Below are 24633 nucleotides of genomic sequence, written 5' to 3' on the forward strand. Positions count from 1 at the left end.
TGGAGACCATCCTGGTCCCGGACCCGGGACCGGGCGAGGCCCTGGTGGACGTGCTCACCTGCGGGGTGTGCCAGACCGACCTGCATTACAAGGTCGGGGCGGTGGGCGAGGACTTCCCCTACCTGCTGGGCCACGAGTCCTCGGGCATCGTCTCGGCGGTCGGTGAGGGGGTGACGGAGGTCGCCGTGGGCGACCACGTGATCCTGAACTGGCGGGCGGTGTGCGGGCAGTGCCGGGCCTGCCGGCGGGGCGAGCCCTGGTACTGCTTCGCCACCCACAACGCCACCCAGAAGATGACCCTGGAGGACGGCACCGAGCTGACCCCGGCCCTGGGCATCGGCTCCTTCGCGGAGAAGACCCTGGTGGCCGCCGGGCAGTGCACCAAGATCGAGGGCGAGCTCCAGGACCACCAGTACGCCGCGGTGGGGCTGCTGGGCTGCGGGGTGATGGCCGGGATCGGGGCGGTGCTCAACACCGGGGCCGTGAAGCGCGGGGAGTCGGTGGCGGTGATCGGCTGCGGCGGGGTCGGGGCCGCGGCGATCGCCGGGGCCGCACTGGCCGGGGCGAGCACGATCATCGCGGTGGACCTCGACGACGAGAAGCTGGCCACGGCGCAGAAGTTCGGGGCCACCCACACCGTGAACTCGCGGCAGCAGGACCCGGTGGAGGCGATCCGGGCGCTCACCGGCGGGCACGGCGCGGACCTGGTGATCGACGCGGTGGGCATCGGCCCGACCTTCAAGCAGGCCTTCGAGGCCCGCGACCTGGCCGGGCGGATGGTGCTGGTCGGGGTCCCGGCCCCGGGCACCACCTGGGAGATCCCGCTGGACGAGGTGTTCGGGCGCGGCGGGTCGATCAAGTCCGCCTGGTACGGCGACACGCTGCCCTCCAGGGACTTCCCGATGCTGGTGGACCAGTACCGGCTGGGCCGGCTGGACCTCGACGGGTTCGTGAGCGAGCGGATCGGCCTCGACCAGGTGGAGCCGGCGTTCGAGAAGATGACTGCCGGCAAGGTCCTGCGCTCCGTCGTCGAGATCGCCCCGGCCCCGGAGGCCACCCGATGAGCGCCCCCGGCCCCACTCCCGGCTCCCCGTCCGGAGCGTCCGCGCCCGATCCGGCCGCCCCGGCCGTCGACGGCGACGCCCTGCCCGACACCGGGCGTGAGCACCCCGACGACTCCGGGGCCGTGCCCGCACGTCCCGCCGCCGGTCAGGTGCGGGTGGAGCGGCTGGTGACCGCCGGCACGTTCTCCCTGGACGGCGGGACCTGGGACGTGGAGAACAACGTGTGGCTCGTCGGCGACGACGACGCGTGCGTGGTGATCGACCCCGCCCACGACCCGCAGAAGGTCGTGGAGGCCGTGGCCGGTCGACGAGTCGTGGCGATCCTGCTCACGCACGCCCACGACGACCACATCCGGTCCGTGAAGGAGGTCGCCGGGCAGGTGGGGGCGCGGATCCACCTGCACCCGGACGACACCGTGCTGTGGGAGCAGGTCTACCCGCACACGCCCTTCGACGCCGAGCTCGCCGACGGCCAGGAGTTCGCCGTCGGCGGCGTGCGCCTCACGGTGCTGCACACCCCCGGGCACTCCCCCGGCTCGGTGTGCTTCTCCGCCCCCGAGCTGGGCGAGCACGGCGTCGTGTTCTCCGGGGACACCCTGTTCCAGGGCGGGCCCGGGGCCACCGGCCGCTCCTACAGCGACTTCGGCACGATCATCGGGTCGATCCGCGAACGGCTGCTGATCCTGCCCGAGGGCACCGAGGTGCTCACCGGGCACGGGGATCCCACCACGATCGGGGCCGAGGCCCCGCACCTGCAGGAGTGGATCGACCGCGGCCACTGAGCCGCCCGTCCCGCCGGGCCCGGTACCGGGCCCGGCGGGACTCAGGCGTCGTCGAGAAGGGTGCGCCGCCACCGGTGGACGAAGCCGAGGGCGCCGGCCAGGAGCAGGGCCGCGGAGCCGACGGGCACCAGGGCCGCGGTGCGGTAGCCCCACGTCTCCCCGAACCACCCGGAGAGCACGAGGCCCACGGTCATCCCCACGCTCATCGCCGCGGTCATCACCGTGGTGAGGGCCGTGACCCGCGAGCTCGGCGCCACGAGCCGCGCGAGCTCGTAGACGGCCACCAGGCAGGGACCGGTGGTCAGCCCGGCCACCGCCAGGGCGAGCACCATTCCCACGGAGTCGTCCGGGACCGTCAGCAGCATGGAGGCCAGGACCGCCCCCGAGGCCGCCCCCACCCAGCGGTTCCACAGCCGCAGCTCCTCCGTGCGGGCGGAGGCGAAGACCGCCGCGACCGCCGAGGTCAGCCCCGTGACCGCGTAGAGCCAGGCCACCGAGACCACCGCGTCCACGGAAATGGCGAAGACGACCACGGAGCCGAGGATCGACCCCAGCAGGGCACCCAGCGTCCCCATGCCCACCACCGGGAGCAGGCGCAGCTGCGCGGTCCGGCGCCGCCGGAGCCGGGCCGCCCGGGTGAGCCCCGCGGCGGCGGGGGCGCGGAAGCGCAGGAGCCGGCGCGGCAGCCGCGCCGAGCAGTGCAGGAGGAAGACGGTGGTGCCGGCCAGGGTGAGGGCCGCCGAGAGCGCCAGCACGGCGGCCGGCCCGAGCGTCACGGCCACGAGCCCGGTGACCACGGCGGCCAGGACCGTCGCCAGGGAGTCCATCACGCTCTCGTGGCGCAGCGCCGTGTCGAAGAGGTCCTGCCGGTCGTCCCGGCCGAGCAGCGACCACCAGCGCAGCCGGCACACCACGCCCATCTGCGGCAGGACCAGTCCGGCGAGCAGGCACGGCAGGACCAGCAGGACGGGGTCGGGCTCGGCGGCGGCGGAGGCCCCCGGCAGCAGCCGGACGAGCCACCAGACCGCCACCGGATTCGCCAGCGTGAGCAGGACGAGGCCGAGCTGGCGGCCCCGCCAGGAGGCGGCCGCCCCCATGGCCAGCCCGCACACGGCGGAGCCGAGGGTCACGGCCCCGGCGCAAAGCGTGCCGAGGGCCGGGGACCCGGAGATCAGGGCCACCGTGGTGAGCACGCCCAGCGGCACCATGGTCTGGGGCAGGCGCACCAGCAGGGTCAGCACCGGGTAGAGGGCGCCGCTGACGGCGGCGAGCTCGCGGGAGTCGGCCAGCGGCGAACGGCTGGCCATGCTGATCCCGCCGAGCGGTTCGGGGGCGCGCGAGCTGCTCACGAGGGTGGTCCGGTTCCTTCCGGTGGGGGCCGGGGCACGCACCAGCCTAGCCACGGCGTCGGTCGATGACGGAAAGCGTCGGCCCCGCGCAGCGCGGCCCGCTCCCGCGCGGACCGGGGAGGTCGGGAGCGTCCCGCGCCGGGGCGGTCGAGCCCCGCCGCCGCTCAGGCCGACGGGTCCCGCTCTGCTCCAGGACGGGTGGGATCCGCGGCGGGACCCTGGGCAGTGCTGTCCTGGGCAGTGCTGTCCTGGACGGCGCCGTCCTCGAGGGCGCTGTCCTGGTGGGCCGCGTCCGGCGCCGTGCCGGTCCGCGGGCGCCGGAGGCCGGCCGCGCGGTGGGCGAGCCCGGCCACGAGGCCGCCCAGCAGGGGTGCCGCCCAGAAGAGCCACAGCTGCCCGAGGTGGGACGAGCCCGCGACCACGGCGGCGCCGGTGGAGCGGGCGGGGTTCAGCGAGCCGCCGTCGAACGGCGCGGTGACCGTCAGCAGGAAGGCCAGCGCAGCGGCCATCGCGATCGGGGCGAGCACGGCGTTGGCCCGGGGCGCGGTCGAGCCGAGCACCACGAGGGCGAGCAGGGCGGTGGCGACGAACTCGACCAGCAGGACCGTGGTCCACCCCACCTGGGAGGCGGAGTTCGCCCCGAAGCCGTTGGAGACGCCAGCGATCACCTGGGCGGTGGTGGAGGTGTCCAGCAGGGTCATCAGCACCGCCCACAGCACGCCCGCGGCGCTCAGCGCGCCGAGCACCTGGGCCAGCACGTAGCCGATCGCGGACCCGGGAGCGGTCCGGCCCGCGACCACGGCGGCCAGCGTCACGGCCGGGTTGAAGTGGCCGCCGGAGACGTGCCCGAAGGCCACGACCGCGGCGAGCAGGCCGAGACCGAAGCCCAGCGCGGAGTCGATGGCCTCCGTGGCGAACATGCCCGTGCCCAGCCCGGCGAAGACGAGCAGCGCCGTGCCCGCGAACTCCGCGGCCCACTGCGCCGGGGCGGAGGGGTCCTGCCCGGCGGCCGGTGCCGGGTCCTTGCGCGCGGCCGCGGGCACCGGGGCGGCGAGGCCGGTGGGCTCGGGGTCGCGCCGGCCGGCGAGGGCGGCGGTGTCGGCGCGGTGCTCCGGCCGGGCCGCGGCGACGGCGCCTGCGCGGGTGCTGCCGGCGGCGGGTTCCTCGGCGCCGGGGCGCACGGGGGTCGTGCGGACGTTCTCGGTCATCGGGTTCTCCTGGGGGTCGGGTCGACACGGACGGGGGTGCCGTGGCGGTCGGGGCGGCGGACGCCCGTGCCATGCAACCACAGCCCACCTGAAAGGGCGGTGAGACACCGCGGTGCGGACCCGGCCTGCACGGCTGGACGGTGCTGGCGGACGGTGCTGCTGGACGGCGCTGCCGGACGGCACGGCCCGACTACACTGACCGCATGCCTGGACCCCTCCTCCGCCCCGACGCCGGACACGACCCCGCCCGGCCCGAGTACGCCGACTCCGTGCGCGCCGCCCTGCTGGGCGGGGCCCTGGGGGACGCGATCGGCTACCGGGCCGGTGCGGACGCCCCGTCCGCCGAGCACCCGGACCCCGACGGCGGTGCCGGGCGGCTGCTGGTCTCCGACGACACGCAGCTGACCCTCTACACGCTGGACGCCCTCCTGGAGGTCGTGGAGTGGGCCAACGACGGCCAGCCCGCCGACGAGACCGCCTGCCTGTGGCTCGCCTACCTGCGCTGGCTGCGCACCCAGGGGGTGCCCCACCCCTCCGAGGCACCACGGCCCCTGCCCCGCCGGCTCGACGAGCACGAGGTCCTGCACGCCGTGCGGGACCCGGCCGGCACGGTGCTGGAGGCCCTGCGGAGCGGACGGATGGGCGAGGTCGAGCGGCCGCTGCTGCCGGACGCCGAGGACGCCGCGGCCGTGCTGCGCTCCGCCCCCTTCGGCCTGCTGCCCCACGTGGGGTGGCGCACCCTCGCGCCGCTGGCGATCAACGGCGCGGCGCTGACGCACGGGCACCCCGAGGCGCAGAGCGCCGCGGCGGTCTACGGCTTCACCGTGCACGCCGCCGTCCGGGCCCGCCGGGAGGGGACGGCACGGCCGGTCGCCGCCGCCGTCGCCGCCGCCCGCGAGACCGCCGCGCACCTCACCCGCCCGGTCGGCGAGACCCTCGCCCGGCTCGACGACGCCGTGCGCGCCGCCGGTGCGCAGACCCCGGCCCCCGGGGCGCTGCCCGACGGGCGCCCGGAGGACCTCGGTGCGGCACCGACGGCGCCCGTGGTCCTGGCGGCCGGGCTCCGGGCGGCCCTGCGCGCCGAGGCCGAGGACCCGGCGGCCGCGGACCCGCAGGCGGTGTTCCGCCGCGCGGTGGGCCTGGGCACCGCCTCCGGCGTCGCCCCGGAGGCCACCGCGTCGATCGCCGGCGCCGTCACGGGCGCGGCGCTCGGCACGGCCGCCCTCACCCCGGAGTGGCTGGCCCTGCTGGACGCCCGGGACGCGGTGGCTGACTCCGCCGAGCGCTGGCTCAGGGAAGTCGGGGCGCCAGGCGCCTGACGCTCAGGCCGCAGCCGGCGAGCAGCGCCCCGACCGAGCCTGCCCCGGAGCGCCGGACGAGGTCCACCACGATCCCGGCGCAGGCCCGGGCGTCCTCGAGGGCGTCGTGGTGTCGCTCCAGGGGGACGCCGGCGGCCTCCGCGGCCCGCGGCAGCGCGTAGGACGGCAGGTCGTAGCCGCGCCGGGCCAGCGCCAGGCTGCATGCGTACGCCAGCGGGGCGTGCCGGGTGCCCGTCTCCGCGCAGGCGGCGCGGATCACGCCCATGTCGAAGGCCGCGTTGTGCGCCACGACCAGCTCGTCGGCGTCGTCGGCGAGGATCCAGTCCTCGATCCGGGGCCACAGCTCGTCGAAGACCGGGTGGCCGGCGACGGTGCGCTCGGTGATCCCGTGGATGCGGACGTTGCCGGGGTCGAAGGCGGCGCGGGTGCGCGGGGGCCGCATGTACGCGGAGTGCTCCTCCACCACCACCCCGGCGCGGACCCGGACCAGTCCCACCGCGCACGGCGAGCCGATGAAGCGGTTGGCGGTCTCGAAGTCGATCGCGGTGAAGTCGAGGGAGGACGGGGCTGCCGGGGACCCGGCGCCGGTCGTCCCGGGCGCCGGCCCGGGAGCCGCGGCGGGAGACGGTGCGTCGGTGGCGGGGGAAGCGGGAAAAGGCACCGGAACAGCCTACTGCCCCGGCTCAGGCGTGGGCGCCGCGCAGGTGGGTCTCGATCCACTCGTCCGCCCGGGCGATGGCCTGGTTGATCTGGGCGGTGTCGAGGTCGTGGTGCATGGCGTACGCGACCGCCTGCAGCGGGAAGGTGCGCGCGTGCAGCCGGGCCCGTTCGTAGACCGGCTCGGACACGGCGGCCCGCAGGACGTCCCAGCCGTACCACAGTCCGAGGGAGGCGGCGTCGTGCGCGGGGTCGTAGAGGCAGGCGTGGTCCCAGTCGATGATGCCGGTGAGCTCCTCCCCGTCCCAGAGCATGTTGTGCCCCATCAGGTCCCCGTGCACCAGGGAGGGGGTGACGGTGGGCAGCGCCGCCAGCTCGGCCACGGCCCCCCGGGCCGCCGCCTGGTTGCGGGGCAGCAGCCGCGGGATGACCTCGTCGAGCAGCACGTGCCGGCGGCGGTGGCCGCCCCAGTGCTGGCCGGGCCGGTCCAGGTAGGCTGCGAATCCCGAGGAGTCGACCTCCGCGAGCTCGGTCAGGACCCGGTGCAGCACGGCCGGGTCGCCGTACCCGGGCGGGTGCGGCACCCCGGGGAGCCAGGTCAGCCCCACCCCGGTGTAGCCGTGCGCGACCACCACGCCCGTCAGCGGCCGCGGGATCGGGAAGGAGAAGCGGGGCAGCCGGCGCAGGACCTCCGTGCGCCGCTCCACTTGCTCGCAGACGGTGGCGTTCTTGGCGATCCGCACGGAGATGATGTGCCCCACGTTCACCACCACGTGCGCGGAGCCGCCGGCGTGGACCTCCCACTCGCTGCGCGCCATGCGGATCCCCGCCTCGGCCAGGACGGCCTCGACGGCGCCGGCGAAGGGGAGGTGCTGGAGCGACGACCAGGGCATGGGCTGTCTTCTCGGTCCGGGTGGGGTCAGTCGGGGACGGCGCCCGTGTCCGCGCCGAGCGCGGCCAGGAGGTGCGGGAGCAGGGCGGTCATGGCCCGGCCCCGGTGGCTGACGGCGTTCTTCTCCGCGCGGGTGAGCTGGGCGACGGACCGGTCGGAGCCCTCCGGCAGCAGGACGGGGTCGTAGCCGAAGCCGCCCTCCCCCACGGGTTCCCGCAGCAGCGTGCCGCGCAGCGTCCCGGTCTCCACGTGCTCCCTGCCGTCGGGGGTCGCGAGGGCCGCGGCGCACACGAACTCGGCGCCGCGGTGGGTGTCGGGGATGTCGGCGAGCTGGTCGAGCAACAGCCGCAGGTTGGCGGCGTCGTCGCCGTGCCGGCCGGACCACCGCGCCGAGAAGATCCCGGGGGCGCCGTGCAGCACGTCCACGGCCAGCCCGGAGTCGTCGGCCACGGCGATCAGCCCCGTGGCGGCGGCCGCGGAGCGGGCCTTGAGCAGGGCGTTGGCCGCGAAGCTCGTGCCGTCCTCGACGACGTCGGGGGCGCCCGCGGCGGCGGCGTCCACCACGAGCCGCTGGACGTCCGCCCCGGGCAGCGCGGCCGCGATCATCTCCCGCAGCTCGGTCAGCTTCCCGGCGTTGTGGGTGGCCAGCACCACACGGGCGCCGTCGTGCTCAGGCACCGTCGCCCTCCCGCAGCGTCTCCACCTGGATCTGGGTCAGCTGGGCGCAGCCGGCGAGCGCCAGGTCCAGCAGGGCGTCGAGCTCGGCCCGGTCGAACGGGGCGCCCTCGGCGGTGCCCTGCACCTCCACGAAGTCCCCGGAGCCGGTGACGACCACGTTCATGTCGGTCTCGGCCCGCACGTCCTCCACGTAGGGGAGGTCGAGCATGGGCACCCCGTCGATGATCCCCACGGACACGGCGGCGACGGTGTCGGTCAGCGGCTGGGCGCGCCGGGCGATCAGCCCCTCGGCGCGCGCCCAGTTCACCGCCTCGGCCAGCGCCACGTAGGCGCCGGTGATCGCGGCGGTGCGGGTCCCGCCGTCGGCCTGGAGGACGTCGCAGTCGAGGACCACGGTGTTCTCCCCCAGGGCGGAGAGGTCGATGACGGAGCGCAGGGACCGGCCGATGAGCCGGGAGATCTCGTGGGTGCGCCCGCCGATCTTGCCCTTGACGGACTCCCGGGCGGAGCGGGTGGAGGTGGCGCGCGGGAGCATGGCGTACTCGGCGGTCACCCAGCCGCGCCCCTCCCCCTTCAGCCAGCGCGGGACGCCCTCCGTCACGGAGGCGGTGCACAGCACCCGGGTGCTGCCGAACTCGATGAGCGCGGAGCCCTCCGCCTGCTGGGACCAGCCGCGGGTGATGGTGATGGGTCGCAGCTCGTCGGGTGAGCGGCCGTCCGCCCGGGTCGCCCCCGGGATCGAGGAGGCCTGCGCGGTCGTGTCGACGGGGGTTTCCATGAGACCCACCTTACTCCCCGGTCCGGGCCGGGACGCCGCGTCCGCGGCGCCGGGGGTCACGGTCCGACGGCGGCGGCGGGGCGGCCGCTGCTGTGCCGGACGATGCGGTAGGTGTAGGCCGGCTCGGCCAGGCCGATGGGGCCCTCGAAGACCTCCTCGGCCTCCTCCACGGCCCGCGTCGGCGAGTTCCAGACCGGCAGGTGGGTCAGCAGCAGCTTGCGCGCCCCGGCGTCCCGGGCCGCCTCGCCGGCGCGCCGGCCGGTGAGGTGGATGCCGCGCAGGGCGTCGTCGCGGCCCTCGTGGTAGGCGGCCTCGCAGAGGAACACGTCGGCGTCGTGCGCGGCGCGCACCAGCCCCTCGCAGGCGTCGGTGTCCCCGGAGTAGGTCAGGGTGCTGGGCCCCATCACCCCGTCGTAGTCCAGGCGCAGGGCGTAGGGCTCGGGAATGGGGTGCTCCACCAGATAGGGCGTGATCGTGAACGGCCCGATCCGCACGGGCTGCTCGGGCACCCAGGAGTGGAACTCGAACTCCCCGTGCATGCCCGGGTCGAGCGGCAGCCCGTGGGTGCTGCTGAGGTAGTCGTGGATCCCCGTGGGCCCCCACAGCGGGATCCGGGGCCCGCCCCAGCCCCGGGGGTCCCACTTGACGGCCACGTGCAGCCCGGCGAGATCGACGCAGTGGTCCGGGTGCAGGTGGCTGACCAGCACGGCGTCGATGTCGTGCAGGTCCAGGTGCCGCTGGAGCACGCCCAGGGCGCCGTTGCCCATGTCCAGCAGGATCCGCCAGACCCGGCCCGCGGCGTCCTCGCCGCTGACCAGGTAGCAGGAGGCCGGGGAGTCCGGACCGGCGAAGGATCCGGTGCATCCGATGATGGTGAGTTTCATGGGCGAGGGCCTTCCAGGGGAACCGGTGGGACGGCGGCCGCACCGGCCGCGGGGCTTCAGGCGCCGGACGGGCCGGCGCCCCCGATCATCTCCGGGGTGATCCGGGCGAGCGAGCCCGTGGGGAACTGCTCCGCCACGGAGCTGGTGTGCCGCACGCGCGCCACCTCCGGGCCGAGGAAGCGCCGGGCGAGGACCTCGAAGGACGCCGCGTCCCCCGTGGCGAGGAACTCGTGCCTGGCCGACCCGCCCGGCGCCCCCGGCTCGCGCTCGAGCCCGTGGCTGACGAGCGCACGGTAGACGTCCTGGGCGGTCTCCTCCGCGCTGGAGACCAGGGTGACGGTGTCGCCCATGACGTAGGAGATCACCCCGGTGAGCAGCGGGTAGTGGGTGCAGCCCAGGACGACCGTGTCCACGCCCGCGTCCTTGAGCGGGCCGAGATAGCCCTGCGCCGTCGCGAGGAGCCCGGGGCCGGTGGTGACCCCCGCCTCCACGTAGTCGACGAACGCCGGGCAGGCCACCGAGTCGATCCGCAGGTGCGGGGCGGCGGCGAAGGTGTCGTCGTAGGCGCGCGAGCCCACCGTGGCCTCGGTGCCGATCACGCCGATCCGGCCGTTGCGGGTCGAGGCCACCGCGCGGCGCACCGCCGGCTGGATCACCTCGACCACCGGGATGCCGTAGACCCGGGTGTAGCGCTCCCGGGCGTCGCGCAGCACCGCGGCCGAGGCCGTGTTGCAGGCGATCACGAGCAGCTTGACCCCGGAGTCGACGAGCTCGTCCATGATCCGCAGGGCGTGCGCCCGCACCTCCGCGATCGGCAGCGGCCCGTAGGGCCCGTGCGCGGTGTCGCCCACGTAGACGATCTCCTCGTGCGGGAGCTGGTCGATGATGGCGCGGGCCACGGTGAGCCCGCCCACCCCCGAGTCGAACACGCCGATGGGTGAGCCGGGATTGGGGCCGCGCGCGGCGCGGCCGCCGGGCCCGAAGACGTCGTCATCCTGCATATCGTCAAGAGCGTAGTCCGCGGCGTGCCGCCGCCCCAAACCCCACGGCGGCCGCCGCGGTGTGATCACGGCCACGGGCGCTCCCCGCACGGGGTCCCCGCACGCTCCGCCGCACGTCGGCCCCGGGTCAGCCCTCGATCAGCTCCGGGTCAGTGACGGGGCAGGTCGTGCAGCAGCGCCTCCATGAGTGTCTCCTGCAGCCACGAGACGAAGTTGTACAGCAGCGACATGTACGCCTCGACGTCCTCGACCGCGGACCAGTCGTCGTAGCGGCCGACCCGTTCGGCGTCCTCCTGGCTGCGGATCTCCAGCCGGTCGGCCAGCACCAGCCGGACGTCGTTGAGCGCCTGCCCGAAGGCCTGGGCCTGCTCGGGGTCCAGGCGCACGGGCTGGGCCTCCAGGGCCAGGGCGGCCTGCTTGAGCGCACCCATCTTGGTCTCCCGCAGGCCCCGCTCCGTGTACCGGCGGAACTCCGCGGCCCGCTCCGGGTCGGGGCTGGCGTCGGGCAGCAGCCGCCGCAGCGCGGAGTCCTCCGGGGCGGAGGCGTCCGCGGACACCCCGAGCATGCGCTCCAGCGGGTCCTGCGCGGCCGGCTCCTCGGGCGCCAGGGTCTGCGCCACGTCCGCGAAGAGCTTCTGCAGCAGATCCTTCTCCGCGTCCTCGAACCGGGCGGTGATGCCCTTGCGGGTCGACCGGAATCCCTGTGCCACTCAGCGTCCCCCCGCCTGCTCGAAGGTGGCCCACAGCCCGAAGCCGTGCATGGCCGCCGTGTGCGTCTCGGCCTCCTCCAGGGAGCCGCTGGCCACGACGGAGCGCCCGTGGTGGTGGACCTCCAGCATCAGGGCCCGGGCCTTGCCCTCCGGGTAGCCGAAGTAGGAGCGGAAGACGTACGTCACGTAGCTCATGAGGTTGACCGGGTCGTCCCAGACGACCACGTTCCAGGGGCGCTCGGTCGCCGAGGCCACCGACGTCTCCCCGGTGGTCCGGGTGCCGGTCTCCGGGGAAACGGTGGCCGCGGCGCGGACGGCGGCGGGGAGGGTGCAGTGCATGGTCCGTCCATCGTAGCGAGTCCCGGGGGCCGGGCGCACCGGCGGCGTCGCTAGAGTGGTGCCCGTGAACCAGCGCAGCCACCCGTGGACCCCGCCGCCCACGTCCCTGATGACCGACCACTACGAGCTGACCATGCTGCAGGCGGCCCTGCACTCGGGCACCGCGCACCGGCGCAGCGTGTTCGAGGTGTTCGCCCGGCGCCTGCCGGCCGGGCGCCGCTACGGCGTGGTGGCCGGCACCGGCCGCCTGCTGGAGGGCCTGGAGAGCTTCTGCTTCGACGACGAGCAGCTGAGCTTCCTCGCCGCCACCGGGGTGGTGAACCGCTCCACCCTGGACTACCTGGCCGGGTTCCGGTTCACGGGCTCGATCTCCGGCTACGCCGAGGGCGAGGCCTACTTCCCCTCCTCGCCGCTGCTCGTGGTGGAGGCGACGTTCGCGGAGGCGTGCGTCCTGGAGACCTACTTCCTGTCGGTGCTCAACTACGACAGCGCCGTGGCCTCGGCCGCCTCCCGCATGGTCGGTGCGGCGGCGGGCCGCCCGTGCATCGAGATGGGCTCGCGCCGGGCCCACGAGGAGGCCGCCGTCGCGGCGGCGCGCGCGGCGGTGATCGGCGGCTTCGACTCGACGTCCAACCTCGAGGCCGGCCACCGCTACGGGCTCCGGACCGTGGGCACGGCCGCCCACTCCTTCACCCTCCTGCACGACAGCGAGGAGGACGCCTTCCGCGCCCAGCTGGAGTCGATGGGCCGCGGTACCACGCTGCTCGTGGACACCTACGACGTGGAGGCGGCCGTGCGCAGGGCCGTGCAGCTCGCCGGGCCCGAGCTGGGCGGGGTGCGCCTGGACTCCGGGGACCTCGTCACCCAGGCCTCGTGGGTGCGCGGCCTGCTCGACGAGCTCGGCAACCCGGACACCCGGATCACCGTCACCTCCGATCTCGACGAGTACGCGATCGCCGCCCTCAACGCCGCGCCGGTCGACGCGTTCGGCGTGGGCACCCGCGTGGTCACCGGCTCCGGCGCCCCGACCTCCTCCATGGTCTACAAGCTCGTGGCCCGGGAGGACTCCGCCGGGACGCTGCAGCCCGTGGCCAAGGCCGCCGTGGGCAAGGCCTCCCTCGGCGGGCGGAAGTACGCGCTGCGCCGCCGCGACCAGCGGGGCACCGCCACGCACGAGATGGTCGGCATCGGCCGGTCCCCGCTCGACGACGGCGACGACCGGCCCCTGCTCGAGGAGTTCGTCCGCGACGGGCAGCTGCTCGACGGCTGGACCGGGCCGTCCGGCGTGGAGCGGGCGCAGGCGAGGCACACCGCCTCGATGGCCGAGCTCCCCCGCTCCGCCCGGCGGCTGAGCGAGGGAGACCCCGTGATCCCCACCGTCGTCGAGCCGGAGGCCGTCGCCTGAGCCCCCGGGCCCGCTCGGCCCGTCCCCGTCCCCACCGACCCGCACCGACCCGGCCCGAGCCCATTCCACCGGAGCCGGCCGACTAGAGGAGGAGCACCATGAGGACCGCACTGATCGTCGTCGACGTGCAGAACGACTTCTGCGAGGGCGGGGCCCTCCCCGTGACCGGCGGCGCCGAGGTGGCCGCCGCCGTGTCGGAGCACCTCGAGAACCACCACGGGGAGTACGCCGCCGTGGCCGCGACCCAGGACTGGCACATCGACCCCGGGGCGCACTTCTCCGACGAGCCCGACTACGTGCACTCCTGGCCCGTGCACTGCGTGGCTGATTCGGCCGGCGCGCACTCGCACCCGGACCTGGACACCGACTGGATCCAGGCGTGGTTCCGCAAGGGCGAGCACGACGCCGCCTACTCCGGCTTCGAGGGCCTGCTCGCCCCGGACGCGGACGTGCCCATGGGCGACGACGAGGACGTGGACGACGAGCCCGACGTCAGCCTGGACGACTGGCTGCGCGAGCACGAGATCGAGGCCGTGGACATCGTGGGCCTGGCCGCCGACCACTGCGTGCGGGCCACCGCTCTGGACGCCGTCGAGGCCGGCTACGACACCCGGGTCCTGGTCGGGCTCACCGCCGGTGTCGCCGAGGAGTCCACCGCCCGCGCCCTGCAGGAGATGGCCGACGCGGGCGTCGAGCTCGTCCACTCCTGACCCACCCCCTGTCTCCCGCGCTCTCCTCCGCTCACCTCCGCGAGTTTGCGGCTGTCGGCGGCCGGCGGCGCCGCGGTGGCCGACAGCCGCGACCTCGCGGGGAGGAGCGCGGGGTCACTTGCGGCCGATGAACCAGTCCTGGAGCTTCTTCACGCGGGCCTGCAGCTGCTCCTCGTTGGCCTGCGCCACCGGCGGGCCGCCGCAGACGCGGCGCAGCTCGTTGTGCACCATGCCGTGCGGGGTGCCCGTGCGCGACGCCCAGGCCGAGACGTTCTTGGACAGGGTCGAGCGCAGCTCCTTGAGCCGCCGGTGGTCGGGCACGGCCGGCGCCTCCGGGGCCCGGGCCGTGCCCGAGCGACGACGGGCGTGCTGCGACTGCCGCTCCCGCAGCAGCGCCGAGACCTGGTCCGCCTCGAGCAGCCCGGGAATGCCCAGGAAGTCGGCCTCCTCCTCGGAGCCCACGGCCACGCCGCCGCCGAACGCGCCGCCGTCGAAGAGCACGCCGTGGAAGGACGCGTCGGAGCCGATGGCCTCGAAGCGGCCCTGCGCGAGGGCCGAGGACGCCTTCTCCTCGCGGTTGGCCTCCTCGAGCAGGTCGTCGTCCCAGCCCTCCTCCATCGGGTCGGCGGGCAGGCCGGTCTCCGCGGCCGCCGGCTTGTCGAGGGCGTGGTCCCGCTCGGCCTCCATCTCGTTGGCCAGCTGCATCAGCGCGGGCACGGACGGCAGGAACACGGACGCGGTCTCCCCGCGCTTGCGGGCGCGCACGAAGCGGCCGACGGCCTGGGCGAAGAACAGCGGGGTGGAGGTGGACGTCGCGTAGACGCCCACGGCCAGGCGCGGGACGTCCACGCCCTCCGAGACCATGCGCACGGCGACCATCCAGCGGCTGTCGCCGGCGGAGAACTCGTCGATCCGGTCCGAGGCGCCCTTGTCGTCGGAGAGCACCACGGCGGGGTTCTCCCCGGTGATCCGGCGCAGCTGGGCGGCGTAGGCCTTGGCGTCCTGGTGGTCGGTCGCGATGACCAGCGCCCCGGCGTCGGGCACGGTGCGCCGCACCTCGGTGAGCCGCTGGTCGGCGGCCTGCAGCACCGAGGGGATCCACTGCCCCTGGGGGTCCAGGGCGGTGCGCCAGGCCTGCGAGGTGATGTCCTTGGTGAAGCCCTCGCCGAGCTCCGCGGCCATCTCCTCGCCCGCACTCGTGCGCCAGCGCATCTGCCCCGAGTAGGCCAGGAAGATCACCGGGCGCACCACGTGGTCCTTCAGGGCGTCCCCGTAGCCGTAGGTGTAGTCGGCGCTGGAGCGGCGGATGCCGTCCCCGTCCTCCACGTAGCGCACGAAGGGGATCGGGGCGGTGTCCGAGCGGAACGGGGTGCCGGTCAGCGCGAGCCGGCGCACGGCCGGGTCGAAGGCCTCCTGCAGTCCGTCGCCCCAGGTCAGCGCGTCGCCGGCGTGGTGGATCTCGTCCATGATCACCAGGGTGCGGCCGGCCTCGGTGCGGGCGCGGTGGAGCAGCGGCTTCATGGCCACCTGCGAGTACGTCACCGCGGCGCCGAGGTAGTCCCGGCCGTGGGAGCCGTCCGAGTTCTTGAAGTTCGGGTCGATCGCCAGCCCCACCCGGGCGGCGGCGTCCGCCCACTGGCGCTTGAGGTGGTCGGTGGGGGTCACCACCGTGATGCGGTTGACGGTGCCGCGGTCGAAGAGCTCCTTGGCCACCCGCAGCGCGAAGGTCGTCTTGCCGGCGCCGGGGGTCGCCACCGCCATGAAGTCCTGGGGCTGGGCCTCGAAGTAGCGCTGCAGCGCCTCCGCCTGCCAGGCGCGCAGCTTGGGGGCCGTCCCCCACGCGGCGCGGTCCGGATAGGCCGGGGGGAGGTCGGCGGCGGCGGCGCCGAACAAGGACAGCTGGTCGTCCTGGGACACGGTGGCGACGTCCTTTCGCTCGTGGTGCCGCGGCCCGGCACGGGCCGCGGCGGGTGGGAGGGCGCGGCGGCGGGCCACGCAAAAGCGCCCGCCGGCGGCGGGCGCTTCGTCGGAAGGGCCGTGCTCAGCCCTGGTCGTCGCCGCTGTCGTTGCTCGGGCGCAGGCCCTCGTAGATCTCCTTGCAGGTGGGGCACACGGGGAACCGCTGCGGGTCCCGCCCCGGCACCCAGACCTTGCCGCACAGCGCGATCACGGGCTCGCCGGAGAGGGCGGACTCCATGATCTTCTCCTTGCGCACGTAGTGCGCGAAGCGCTCGTGGTCGCCGGGCTCCTGGACCTCCCGGGTCTCCTCGCGCTCGATGGTCGCGGTGCCGCCCGCCGGCTGCGCCGGGTCGGTGCCGTAGGGGCTGTCGTCCAGCCCGCTGGTCGGGGTGCCGGGAGTGGAGGCTGGGAAGGAGTGCATGGGCGCCAGTTTACCCCGTCGCCGTCGCCGGCCGTGCGACCCGGCGCCGGCTCAGCGGAACCGGGCGACCTCCTGGAGCAGCTCCGGGGCCCGCCGGTCGTACCAGCGCCCGCCCACGACCACGCCGAGCCCGCACAGCAGCGGGCCCAGCACCAGCCCGGCGGCCAGCGCCGCCCAGCCCCACCCGGCGCTCCCACCGGCCGCGTGCACGAGCAGTGGCACGGCCGCGGGCAGCGTGAGGAGCAGCATGAGGGCCAGCGCCACGAACTGCACGAGCACGTTGAGCACCGTGAACCCCTCCGGCGTCTTCAGCGGGGAGGCGCCCGGCGGGGCCACCGGATAGGTGTAGCGGGCCGACATCACCGAGGCCAGGCCGCACCCGCCGAGCAGCGCCAGCACCGTGGTGCCCAGCAGCCCCGGCAGCAGGTGCCAGCGGCCCTCCACCGCGAGGGGCAGCAGCAGCCCGAGGGCCGCGAGCGGCGCCGCGACCACCAGCAGGGCGAGCACCCGCCCCGCGCGGTCGTGCACGCCCCGCAGCCCCGCCAGCAGGTGCAGGTGGACGGCGGTGTTGTCCGAGGAGACGTCGGCGGAGATCGTGTAGGCCATCAGCGCGGCCACCATGGGGCCCAGGGCGTGGAACAGGACGTTGGGCCCGCCGGGGTCCCGGGTCAGCCACAGCAGCACGGCGATCGCGGGGATCACGAGCAGACCCGCCGAGTAGCGCGGGTCCCGGATCCAGTAGATCAGGCAGCGGGCCGCCACGGCGGCCCAGGGGCGGGGCGGCAGCCGGTCGAGGAGCCCCGCGCCGTCGCTCCCGCCGGTCGCCGCCGCCCGTTCCCCGGCGGCGCTGGTGAGGGCGCGCTGCTGGGCGACCCGCCAGAGCAGCACGAGGGCGAGCACGGTCAGCCCGGTCACCGCCAGCCGCGCGGCGGCCGCGGCCCACCGGCCGGCGGCCACGTCGGCGGGCAGGGCCCAGACGGCCCCCAACGGCGTCCAGGCCAGGGCCGCGGCGTACTCCGGGAGCCGCTCCCACACGAGCTCCAGCCCGCTGAGCACCCCGGCGAACAGCGGGCCGAGGAAGACCAGGCCCACGAGCGCGACCACCGACAGCAGCTCGGTCAGCCGGCGCCGGCGGCTCAGCCCGATCGCGAGCGCCGTGACGCAGCGGGAGCCGGTGAACAGCAGCGCGAGGGCCAGGGGCAGGCAGACGAGGGCCGTGAGCACGGCCGCGGCCGAGGACCGCCAGGCGAGCACGGTCCCGGCCAGCGCGAGCGCCGTCAGGGCCCCGGGGACCCCGACGAGCGCGCCGAGGGCCTGGCCCCACTGGACCTGGCCGACCGTGAGCGGGAACAGGGCCAGCCGGGCCGGGTCCAGGGTCGCGTCGGCGCGGGAGGCGAGGACGGGCACCAGCCACCAGGCCAGGGTCGCCGCGGACCCGGCCAGGACCAGCACGGTCCGCACGAGGGTGAGCTCCTCGCGGCCGAGCAGGAACAGTCCCACGAGCGAGGTGACCAGCAGGAACAGGAAGTAGGCCGCGCCCACGACGGTGCCCACGAGCACCCAGGTGCTGCGGCTGAGGGTGTTCAGCAGGATCCTCGCCTTGAGCCCCACGAGGTGCCGGACCGGCAGCGCCGCACCGGCGCGGCCGGGCACGGGTCCGTGCGGGGCGGGCGCGAGGCCGGGGCTCACTCCGGGCGCAGCCACGAGAGCTCCTCCCCCGTCTCCCGGCGGCCGCCGACGAGCTCCACGAACCGGTCCTCCAGGGATGCTCCCGCCCGCACCTCGTCGACCGTGCCGGCGGCGAGCACCCGGCCGCGGTCCATGACCGCCACGTGGTCGCACATCCGCTGCACCAGGTCCATGACGTGGCTGGAGACCACCACGGTGCCGCCGGCGGCCACGAAGCCGTGCAGGATCTGGCGGATGTTGGCCGCCGAGACGGGGTCCACCGACTCGAACGGCTCGTCGAGCACGAGCAGGCTCGGGGCGTGGACGAGGGCGCCGGCCAGGGCGATCTTCTTGGTCATGCCCGCGGAGTAGTCCTGCACCTGGGTGCCGGCGTCGCCGAGCAGGTCCATGGCCCGCAGGAGGTCCTCGGCGCGCTCGGCCACGACCTCGCGGTCCATCCCGCGCAGCAGGCCCGAGTACGTGACCAGCTGCCGGCCCGTGAGCCGGTCGAACAGGTGCACGCCGTCGGGCAGCACGCCCATCAGCTGCTTCGCCCGGCGGGGCTCGGCCCAGACGTCCACCCCGGCGACCCGGACCGTCCCCGCCGTGGGGCGCAGCAGGCCGGTGGCCATGGACAGCATGGTGGTCTTGCCGGCGCCGTTGCGGCCCACGAGTCCGAAGAAGGACCCGCGCGGCACGTCGAGGTCGACCCGGTCCACGGCGACCTTGGCGTCCGGGGCCCCGGGCCGGCCGAAGACCCGGACCAGCCCGCGCACGCTCAGCGCGGGCTGCCCGCCGGGCGGCGGGGCGGTTCGGTCCGGTGCCGCGGACGGGACCGGGGCGGGGGGCGGGGGCGGCTGGTGACTCATGCCACCAGCGTAGGCAGGCGGGGTCCGGGGCGCCTCCGGCGCACGACGGATCCCGCCGGCCGGCTCCGGGTCCGGGCTCCCCCGGGCGGCGGAGCCCGGGCCCGCCGCCCGGCAGCGAGGCCGGCCCTCAGCGCCGGGCGGCCGAGCGCGGCCTCAGAAGAGGGCGCGCATCAGGGCGCCCCGGGCCGTGACCACCCGGGGGTCCTCGGCGCCCACCACGTCGAAGAGCTCCAGCAGGCGCCGGCGCACGGTGTCGCGGTCCTCCCCCGCGGTGCGGCGCACGAGGTCCAGCAGCCGCCGGAAGGCGTCCTCGACGTGTCCGCCCGAGACGTCGAGGTCGCCGACCGCCAGCTGCGCCGCGACGTCGTCCGGGGCGGCGGCGGCCTCGGCGCGCACCGTGGCGGCGTCCAGCGGCAGCACCCGCTGCAGGAGGTGGACCTGGGCCAGGGCGAGCTTGGCGTCCCGGTCGCCCGGGTTCTCGGCGATGGCCCTGCGGTAGGCGGCCTCGGCGGCGTCGAGGTCCCCCGCCTCGAGGGCGTCCGCCGCCTCCTGGTGCAGCGGGGGCAGCGGCTCGGGCTCGTCGTCGGCGCGCACGGGCTCCACGGTGCCCGAGATCCCGTTCTGCTCGGCCAGGCCCAGGAGCTCGTCCAGGAGCTGGGCCGCCTGCTCCGCCGGGACGGTCGAGTTGAACAGCGGCACGGGGCGTCCGCCCAGCAGGGCCACGACGGTCGGCACGGACTGCGCCTGGAACATCTGGGCGATCTCCGGGGACGCCTCGGCGTCCACGGAGGCCAGCAGCATCCGGCCGCGGTAGCGGTCGACGACCTGCTCGAGGGTGTCGGCGAAGGCCACCGACTGCTGGCTGAAGCGCGCCCACAGGGCGAAGACGACCGGGACCTGCGTGGAGAGCTCGGCGACCTCCTGGAAGTCCGCCGTGCCCACCTCCCGGCGGTAGCCCCCGGCGGCCTCCCCGGCCTGACCCCGGGGCGCGGCGGCCGGGGCGGGCACGGCGCCCAGGTCCACGGCTCCCCGCACGGAGGCCGGCAGGGTGGGCTCGGGCTGCGGGGCGGGCTCTGCGGCGCTGCGCGGCTGCTGGTGCGGGAACTCGTTCACAAGCGTCTCCTGGGGAACTCGGGGATGGACCCGACCGGGCCGGAGGCGGCCGGGCGGGTCCGGGGCGGCGGCGCGGCGGGCGCCGCGGGTCTACCGTCGATTATCGACGGCGGACGGCGGCTCGGCCACCGGAGCGGGCCGGTGTACGCTTCCGGCGTGACCGCGGCCCGGCCGGACGACGGCGCAGAAGGGCCCGCGGCGCCGCCGACCGCACTGGAGCAGCCATGACGTCACCCGAGCCCGGGCCCGCGCAGGAGCCCGGGCCGGCCCGGCCGGAACCGGTCGGCCCCGAGCCGGCCCGCGCGCGCCGCACCCACGCCGTCGACCGCTTCCTGCGCCCCCTGCCCGGGGCGCGGCCGCGCCGCCGCTTCGAGGTGCCGCCCGAGCTCGGGGAGCGCCCGGCGCGTCCGCCGCAGCAACCGGGGCTGGTCCGGCCCGTGCAGACCGGGTTCCTGCTGGCCGTGGGGGTGGGCCTGGCGCTGCTCGGCTGGTGGGTGCTGGCGAACGTCGGGCCGCTGGTCGGCTGGGTCGTGACGGCCACGTTCCTCGCCCTCGGCCTCGAGCCCCTCGTGCGGTGGCTCGAGGCGAGGTCGGTGCCGCGCCCGGGGGCGGTGGCGCTGGTGGTGCTGGGCCTGGCTGGGGCGCTGGCCGCCGTGATCACCCTGGTGGTCCCCCGGATCGTGGCCGAGGCCGCCCAGCTGGCCGAGCGGGTGCCCCCGTTCGTGGACGACCTCCTCGCCTCGCGAGGCTTCGCGGAGCTGGACGCCCGGTTCGGGGTCCGCGACTCCACCGAGCAGTGGCTGCAGGGCCTGAGCGGTCGGGTCGGGTCCGACAGCGACCTGCTGGGCGGGCTCTTCGGCGGGGTCGTGGGCCTGGGCTCGGTGGTGCTCAGCGCCGTGGCGGGGACGCTGATCGTGCTCGCCCTGACCCTATACTTCCTGGCCTCCCTGCCGGTGATGACGCAGTGGGCCTACCGGCTCGCCCCGGCCTCCCGCCGCGCCCGGGTCCAGGAGCTGGGCGACCGGATGCTGCGCGGGGTCGGCAACTACGTGGTGGGCCAGGCGTGCGTGGCCCTGCTCAACGCCGCGGTGGCGCTGGCCCTCATGCTGATCACCGGGGTGCCGTTCGCAGCGCTGCTCTCGCTGGTCGTGGCGCTGCTCGCCTTCGTGCCGCTGGTGGGCGGGGTGCTGGCCGGGATCCTCGTCTCGCTCGTGGCCGTGACCGCGGGCTGGGAGACGGCCGTGCCCTATGCGATCGGCTACTTCGCCTACCTGCAGGTCGAGGCCTACTTCGTCTCACCGCGGATCATGCGCCGGGCCGTGGCCGTGCCGGGCGCCATCGCGGTCATCGCCGTGGCCGCCGGCGGGGCGCTGTGGGGGGTGCTCGGCGCGCTCATCGCCATCCCCACGGCCGCGGCGGCCCTCATCCTCGTGCGGGAGGTGTTCGTCCCGCGCCAGGACGACCGCTGAGACCCCGGGCGCTGCTCAGCGGCGGGTGCGCCAGCACCGCTCGTGCCAGTGCCGGTGGTCCTCGAAGGCGCTCCGTGCGCCCAGGAGGGAGTCCTGCTGCCAGACGACGAGGTGGGCGATCCCCGGGGGGATCGACCGGCCGCACCCGGGGCAGACGTAGGTCTTCACCGCGTTGGCCGGACGGACGTGGCGCACCATCCAGTCGCCGTCGGGGGCCCGCTCCACCGTGGGCGCCGGCTCCAGGACCCGCTCCACCGACCAGGGCTCCCGCGCCGCGGCGCGCTGCCACTTGCTGGCGCGGGCACCGGCGGCCGGGCCGCCGGCCCGGCGGCCTCGCGAGGAGTGGTTGGAGCGGGGCACGGCGACATCCTCTCACACGGGCCTCGGCGCGGGGCGTGCCCGGGGTTGGTTAGGCTGGTCCCCGTGCGTCTCGTCATTGCCGATTGCTCCGTCGACTACGAAGGGCGTCTGCGCGCCCACCTGCCCGCCGCCCGCCGTCTGCTCCTCGTGAAGGCCGACGGCTCCGTGCTCGTGCACTCGGACGGGGGCAGCTACAAGCCCCTGAACTGGATGAGCCCGCCGGCCCGGCTGCACGTGGGCGAGCCGGAGGCCGAGCTCGCCGCCGAGGGCGTGGTGCAGACGTGGACGGTGCAGGCGGCCAAGAGCGACGACCGCCTGGTCATCCAGCTCTTCGAGATCCACGAGGACGTCTCGCACGAGCTGGGCGTGGACCCGGGCCTGGTGAAGGACGGGGTCGAGGCCGACCTGCAGCGCTTGCTCGCCGAGCAGATCCACCTGCTGGGGGCCGGGCACACGCTCGTGCGGCGGGAGTACCCGACCGCGATCGGGCCGGTGGACATCCTCGCCCGCGACGCGGCGGGGGCGACCGTGGCGGTGGAGCTCAAGCGCCGCGGGGACATCGACGGCGTGGAGCAGCTCACCCGCTACCTGGAGCTGCTCAACCGCGACCCCCTGCTGGCGCCCGTGCGCGGGGTGTACGCCGCGCAGCTGATCAGGCCCCAGGCCAGGGTGCTCGCGGAGGACCGCGGCATCGCCTGCCTCACCCTCGACTACGACGGCATGCGCGGGGTGGACGACAGCGACGCGCGGCTGTTCTGAGCCCGGCGGCGCGTCACGCGCTCAGCGAACACCCCGGCGGCGCGGATGATCAGCAGGCGAACAACGTTGACCGCCCCCGGGGGATGTGTGAAGCTGAACATGTTCTTCGTTCCATGTTTTGCATGCTCGCAGAACGGGTAAGCGAGCGTGATGTTCGACCCGGATCCCGACCTCCGGCCCCGCGGGGCCGGCCCGACGGTCCTCGGCTCATCTCGTCCTACCGCCCTCCCGTGCACGACCTGTGCACACGTTTCGCACCATCTCGCAAGGAGAGATTTCATGGCCCAGGGCACCGTCAAGTGGTTCAACGCCGAGAAGGGCTTCGGCTTCATCACCCCCGACGACTCCGACTCGGACGTCTTCGTCCACTACTCCGAGATCCAGTCGGGCGGCTTCCGCACCCTCGAGGAGAACCAGCGCGTCGAGTTCGAGATCGGCCAGGGCCAGAAGGGCCCGCAGGCCACCGGCGTCACGCTCATCTGATCCGCGTTCCGCGCACCGGCTGAGCAGGAGCCCCGCACCCGTCCCGGGTGCGGGGCTCCTCCGTTCCCGGGCGGCGGCTCAGTACGCGGCGCCGGCCAGGTGGCGCTCGACGGCGGCCCCGGCCGCCGCCAGCTGCTCCACGAAGTGCTCGTAGCCGCGGTCGACGTGCTCCACGCCGTGCACGTCGGTGGTGCCCACCGCGGCCATGCCGGCGATCACCAGGGCCGCGCCCGCCCGGATGTCCTTCGCCTCCACGGGTGCCCCGGAGAGCACGGGCATCCCGGCGACGAGGGCATGGTGGCCGTCGAGCCGCACGCTGGCCCCCAGGCGCTCCAGCTCCGCGGTGAAGCCCCAGCGGGCCTCGAAGACGTTCTCGGTGACCATCCCCGAGCCCTCGGCGACCGCGTTGAGGGCGACCACGAACGGCTGGAGGTCGGTGGGGAACCCCGGGTACGGCAGGGTGGAGACGTTGATCGCCCGGGGCCGCTGCGGCCCGGCCACCACCAGGCAGCCGTCGTGCGTGTCCACGCGGCACCCGGCCGCGCGCAGCTTGTCGAGCACCACGGCCAGGTGGCCCGGCTCCGCGCCCTCGATCCGCACGGTCCCCCCGGTCACGGCGGCGGCGAAGGCCCACGTGCCGGCGACGATGCGGTCCGGCACCGTCCGGTGCTCCACCGGGTGCAGGGACGCGACGCCGACGACCGTCACGGTGCTGGTGCCCAGGCCCTCGATCCGGGCGCCCATGCCCTGCAGCATCCGCCCGATGTCCACGATCTCGGGCTCCCGGGCCGCGTTGTCGATCACGGTGGTGCCCTCGGCCAGCGTCGCGGCCATCATGAGGTTCTCGGTGGCCCCCACCGAGGGGTAGTCGAGCCGGAAGTGCGTCCCCCGCAGGGTCTGCGGGACGGAGGCCACCAGGTAGCCGCGCTCGATCTGCAGCACCGCGCCCATCGCCTCGAGCCCCGCCCGGTGCATGTCCAGGCCGCGGGCCCCGATCGCGTCCCCGCCCGGCAGCGCCACCTCGGCGACCCGGCAGCGGGCGACCAGCGGGCCCAGCACGGAGATCGACGCGCGCATGGCCCGGACCAGGTCGTAGTCCGCCTGGTGGTGCAGCACGGCCGGGACGTCGATCCGCACGGTCTTCTCGACCCGGTCGTAGGCCACCGCACAGCCCAGGCGGCGCAGCAGCTCCGCCATGATGGTCACGTCCTGGATCTCCGGCACGTTGCTGATCGTGGACTCGCCCTCGGCCAGCAGCGCCGCGGCCATGAGCTTCAGGACGCTGTTCTTCGCCCCGGAGACGCGCAGCGTGCCTTCGACCGCGGTCGGTCCGTGCACGACGATCTTCTCTTCCATCCACTCTCCTGGGCGGTCTCGGCCGGGTGCCCGCCGGGCCCCGGGTACGGCCGCGGCCTCCGCACCGGTGGTGCGGAGGCCGCGGCTGTGCGTGCAGAGCGGGGCCGAGGCCCCGCGGCCGGGCGGATCAGGCGGCGGCGCCGGCGAGCTCCACGTTGTCCGCCACGATCGTGACCCGGTCGTTGTCGACGAACACGAACCCGGAGTCGATGGTGCCCTCGACACGGGCGCCGTCCACCGGGTCGAGCGCGAAGTCACCGGGCCGGAGCAGCCCGGCCACGGCCTCGTGCCCGGGCAGGATGCCGATGTCGCCCTCGGAGGTGCGCACGCGCACCATCCGGGCCGTACCGGTCCACTCCGAGCGCTCGAGGGAGACGATTTCGACGATCATCTCGGCCAT

The 24633-nt window shown here is 75.4% G+C and carries 26 protein-coding genes; 8 read left to right on the top strand and 18 right to left on the bottom strand.

Features of this window, described 5'->3' with window-relative positions; all coding sequences use genetic code 11:
• Positions 1 to 8: 8 nt before the first annotated feature.
• Together ABL57_RS04055 and ABL57_RS04060 are read left to right on the top strand one after the other, a co-directional pair.
• A complete protein-coding gene (locus tag ABL57_RS04055) occupies positions 9 to 1064 on the top strand; it encodes an S-(hydroxymethyl)mycothiol dehydrogenase (protein WP_082157211.1) in 1056 nt (351 codons plus the stop codon).
• Complete coding sequence (locus ABL57_RS04060) at positions 1061 to 1846, top strand: MBL fold metallo-hydrolase (protein WP_082157207.1); 786 nt, start codon at positions 1061 to 1063, stop codon at positions 1844 to 1846. The genes ABL57_RS04055 and ABL57_RS04060 overlap by 4 nt, the downstream gene beginning before the upstream one ends.
• Before the next feature lie 41 nt (positions 1847 to 1887).
• On the opposite strand, the gene ABL57_RS04065 is transcribed toward ABL57_RS04060, so the two are convergent.
• Both ABL57_RS04065 and ABL57_RS04070 read right to left on the bottom strand, forming a co-directional pair.
• A complete protein-coding gene (locus ABL57_RS04065) occupies positions 1888 to 3195 on the bottom strand; it encodes a hypothetical protein (RefSeq protein ID WP_047802176.1) in 1308 nt (435 codons plus the stop codon).
• Between the two features lie 164 nt (positions 3196 to 3359).
• Complete coding sequence (locus ABL57_RS04070; RefSeq protein WP_053004727.1) at positions 3360 to 4403, bottom strand: MIP/aquaporin family protein; 1044 nt, start codon at positions 4401 to 4403, stop codon at positions 3360 to 3362.
• A 203-nt stretch (positions 4404 to 4606) separates the two neighbouring features.
• Here ABL57_RS04070 and ABL57_RS04075 point away from each other — a divergent pair, with 203 nt between their 5' ends.
• A complete protein-coding gene (locus tag ABL57_RS04075) occupies positions 4607 to 5722 on the top strand; it encodes an ADP-ribosylglycohydrolase family protein (protein WP_053004728.1) in 1116 nt (371 codons plus the stop codon).
• On the opposite strand, the gene ABL57_RS04080 is transcribed toward ABL57_RS04075, so the two are convergent.
• From ABL57_RS04080 to clpS, 8 genes are all read right to left on the bottom strand, one after another.
• On the bottom strand, positions 5694 to 6383 hold the full coding sequence (locus ABL57_RS04080; protein ID WP_082157208.1) for a 3'-5' exonuclease: 690 nt from the start codon (positions 6381 to 6383) through the stop codon (positions 5694 to 5696). The two genes, ABL57_RS04075 and ABL57_RS04080, sit on opposite strands and share 29 nt — an antisense overlap.
• Positions 6384 to 6405: 22 nt before the next feature.
• Positions 6406 to 7272: a phosphotransferase family protein gene (locus ABL57_RS04085; RefSeq protein WP_047802177.1), complete on the bottom strand. Its 867-nt coding sequence runs from the start codon at positions 7270 to 7272 to the stop codon at positions 6406 to 6408.
• Between the two features lie 26 nt (positions 7273 to 7298).
• Complete coding sequence (rdgB, locus tag ABL57_RS04090) at positions 7299 to 7949, bottom strand: RdgB/HAM1 family non-canonical purine NTP pyrophosphatase (RefSeq protein ID WP_047802178.1); 651 nt, start codon at positions 7947 to 7949, stop codon at positions 7299 to 7301.
• Positions 7942 to 8727 (bottom strand): ribonuclease PH, encoded by a 786-nt coding sequence (rph, locus tag ABL57_RS04095; protein WP_047802179.1) that lies wholly within the window; start codon positions 8725 to 8727, stop codon positions 7942 to 7944. Before rph ends, rdgB begins: the two co-directional genes overlap by 8 nt.
• A 56-nt stretch (positions 8728 to 8783) precedes the next feature.
• Positions 8784 to 9611 carry an MBL fold metallo-hydrolase gene (locus tag ABL57_RS04100; RefSeq protein ID WP_047802180.1) on the bottom strand — a complete coding sequence of 276 codons (828 nt, stop codon included), beginning with the start codon at positions 9609 to 9611 and terminating at the stop codon, positions 8784 to 8786.
• Between the two features lie 56 nt (positions 9612 to 9667).
• Complete coding sequence (gene murI / locus ABL57_RS04105) at positions 9668 to 10612, bottom strand: glutamate racemase (RefSeq protein WP_047802181.1); 945 nt, start codon at positions 10610 to 10612, stop codon at positions 9668 to 9670.
• A gap of 149 nt (positions 10613 to 10761) precedes the next feature.
• Positions 10762 to 11322 carry a DUF2017 domain-containing protein gene (locus ABL57_RS04110; RefSeq protein WP_047802182.1) on the bottom strand — a complete coding sequence of 187 codons (561 nt, stop codon included), beginning with the start codon at positions 11320 to 11322 and terminating at the stop codon, positions 10762 to 10764.
• The gene (clpS, locus tag ABL57_RS04115) at positions 11323 to 11661 is read right to left on the bottom strand and encodes an ATP-dependent Clp protease adapter ClpS (RefSeq protein ID WP_047802183.1); all 339 of its coding nucleotides are present in this window, start codon (positions 11659 to 11661) and stop codon (positions 11323 to 11325) included.
• A gap of 55 nt (positions 11662 to 11716) precedes the next feature.
• Between clpS and ABL57_RS04120 the strand changes: the two genes are divergently transcribed.
• Together ABL57_RS04120 and ABL57_RS04125 are read left to right on the top strand one after the other, a co-directional pair.
• Entirely contained in the window at positions 11717 to 13066 is a 1350-nt protein-coding gene (locus ABL57_RS04120; protein ID WP_369821352.1) for a nicotinate phosphoribosyltransferase, read from the top strand.
• A gap of 98 nt (positions 13067 to 13164) precedes the next feature.
• Entirely contained in the window at positions 13165 to 13776 is a 612-nt protein-coding gene (locus ABL57_RS04125; protein WP_047802185.1) for an isochorismatase family protein, read from the top strand.
• A gap of 114 nt (positions 13777 to 13890) precedes the next feature.
• On the opposite strand, the gene ABL57_RS04130 is transcribed toward ABL57_RS04125, so the two are convergent.
• The 5 genes from ABL57_RS04130 to ABL57_RS04150 form a co-directional block, all read right to left on the bottom strand.
• Positions 13891 to 15693, bottom strand: coding sequence for a DEAD/DEAH box helicase (locus ABL57_RS04130; RefSeq protein WP_047802186.1), 1803 nt, complete (start codon positions 15691 to 15693; stop codon positions 13891 to 13893).
• A 124-nt stretch (positions 15694 to 15817) separates the two neighbouring features.
• On the bottom strand, positions 15818 to 16156 hold the full coding sequence (locus ABL57_RS04135) for a DUF3039 domain-containing protein (RefSeq protein WP_082157209.1): 339 nt from the start codon (positions 16154 to 16156) through the stop codon (positions 15818 to 15820).
• Between the two features lie 51 nt (positions 16157 to 16207).
• Positions 16208 to 17860, bottom strand: coding sequence for a hypothetical protein (locus ABL57_RS04140; protein ID WP_238985970.1), 1653 nt, complete (start codon positions 17858 to 17860; stop codon positions 16208 to 16210).
• Positions 17842 to 18693, bottom strand: coding sequence for an ABC transporter ATP-binding protein (locus ABL57_RS04145; protein WP_047802187.1), 852 nt, complete (start codon positions 18691 to 18693; stop codon positions 17842 to 17844). Before ABL57_RS04145 ends, ABL57_RS04140 begins: the two co-directional genes overlap by 19 nt.
• A gap of 153 nt (positions 18694 to 18846) precedes the next feature.
• On the bottom strand, positions 18847 to 19806 hold the full coding sequence (locus tag ABL57_RS04150) for a tetratricopeptide repeat protein (protein WP_047802188.1): 960 nt from the start codon (positions 19804 to 19806) through the stop codon (positions 18847 to 18849).
• Positions 19807 to 20030: 224 nt separating this feature from the next.
• Between ABL57_RS04150 and ABL57_RS04155 the strand changes: the two genes are divergently transcribed.
• The gene (locus ABL57_RS04155; RefSeq protein WP_082157210.1) at positions 20031 to 21275 is read left to right on the top strand and encodes an AI-2E family transporter; all 1245 of its coding nucleotides are present in this window, start codon (positions 20031 to 20033) and stop codon (positions 21273 to 21275) included.
• A 15-nt stretch (positions 21276 to 21290) separates the two neighbouring features.
• On the opposite strand, the gene ABL57_RS04160 is transcribed toward ABL57_RS04155, so the two are convergent.
• Entirely contained in the window at positions 21291 to 21635 is a 345-nt protein-coding gene (locus ABL57_RS04160; RefSeq protein ID WP_047802189.1) for a hypothetical protein, read from the bottom strand.
• 63 nt (positions 21636 to 21698) lie between these two features.
• Between ABL57_RS04160 and nucS the strand changes: the two genes are divergently transcribed.
• Positions 21699 to 22394 carry an endonuclease NucS gene (nucS, locus tag ABL57_RS04165; RefSeq protein WP_047802190.1) on the top strand — a complete coding sequence of 232 codons (696 nt, stop codon included), beginning with the start codon at positions 21699 to 21701 and terminating at the stop codon, positions 22392 to 22394.
• A 279-nt stretch (positions 22395 to 22673) separates the two neighbouring features.
• On the top strand, positions 22674 to 22877 hold the full coding sequence (locus tag ABL57_RS04170) for a cold-shock protein (RefSeq protein ID WP_017833253.1): 204 nt from the start codon (positions 22674 to 22676) through the stop codon (positions 22875 to 22877).
• 78 nt (positions 22878 to 22955) lie between these two features.
• Here ABL57_RS04170 and murA read toward each other — a convergent pair whose 3' ends face one another.
• Entirely contained in the window at positions 22956 to 24233 is a 1278-nt protein-coding gene (gene murA / locus ABL57_RS04175; RefSeq protein WP_047802191.1) for a UDP-N-acetylglucosamine 1-carboxyvinyltransferase, read from the bottom strand.
• Between the two features lie 127 nt (positions 24234 to 24360).
• The gene (locus tag ABL57_RS04180; protein ID WP_047802192.1) at positions 24361 to 24633 is read right to left on the bottom strand and encodes a F0F1 ATP synthase subunit epsilon; all 273 of its coding nucleotides are present in this window, start codon (positions 24631 to 24633) and stop codon (positions 24361 to 24363) included.

Origin of the sequence: Kocuria sp. SM24M-10, from assembly GCF_001027955.1 — a bacterium.
Classification (GTDB): Bacteria; Actinomycetota; Actinomycetes; order Actinomycetales; family Micrococcaceae; genus Kocuria; species Kocuria oceani.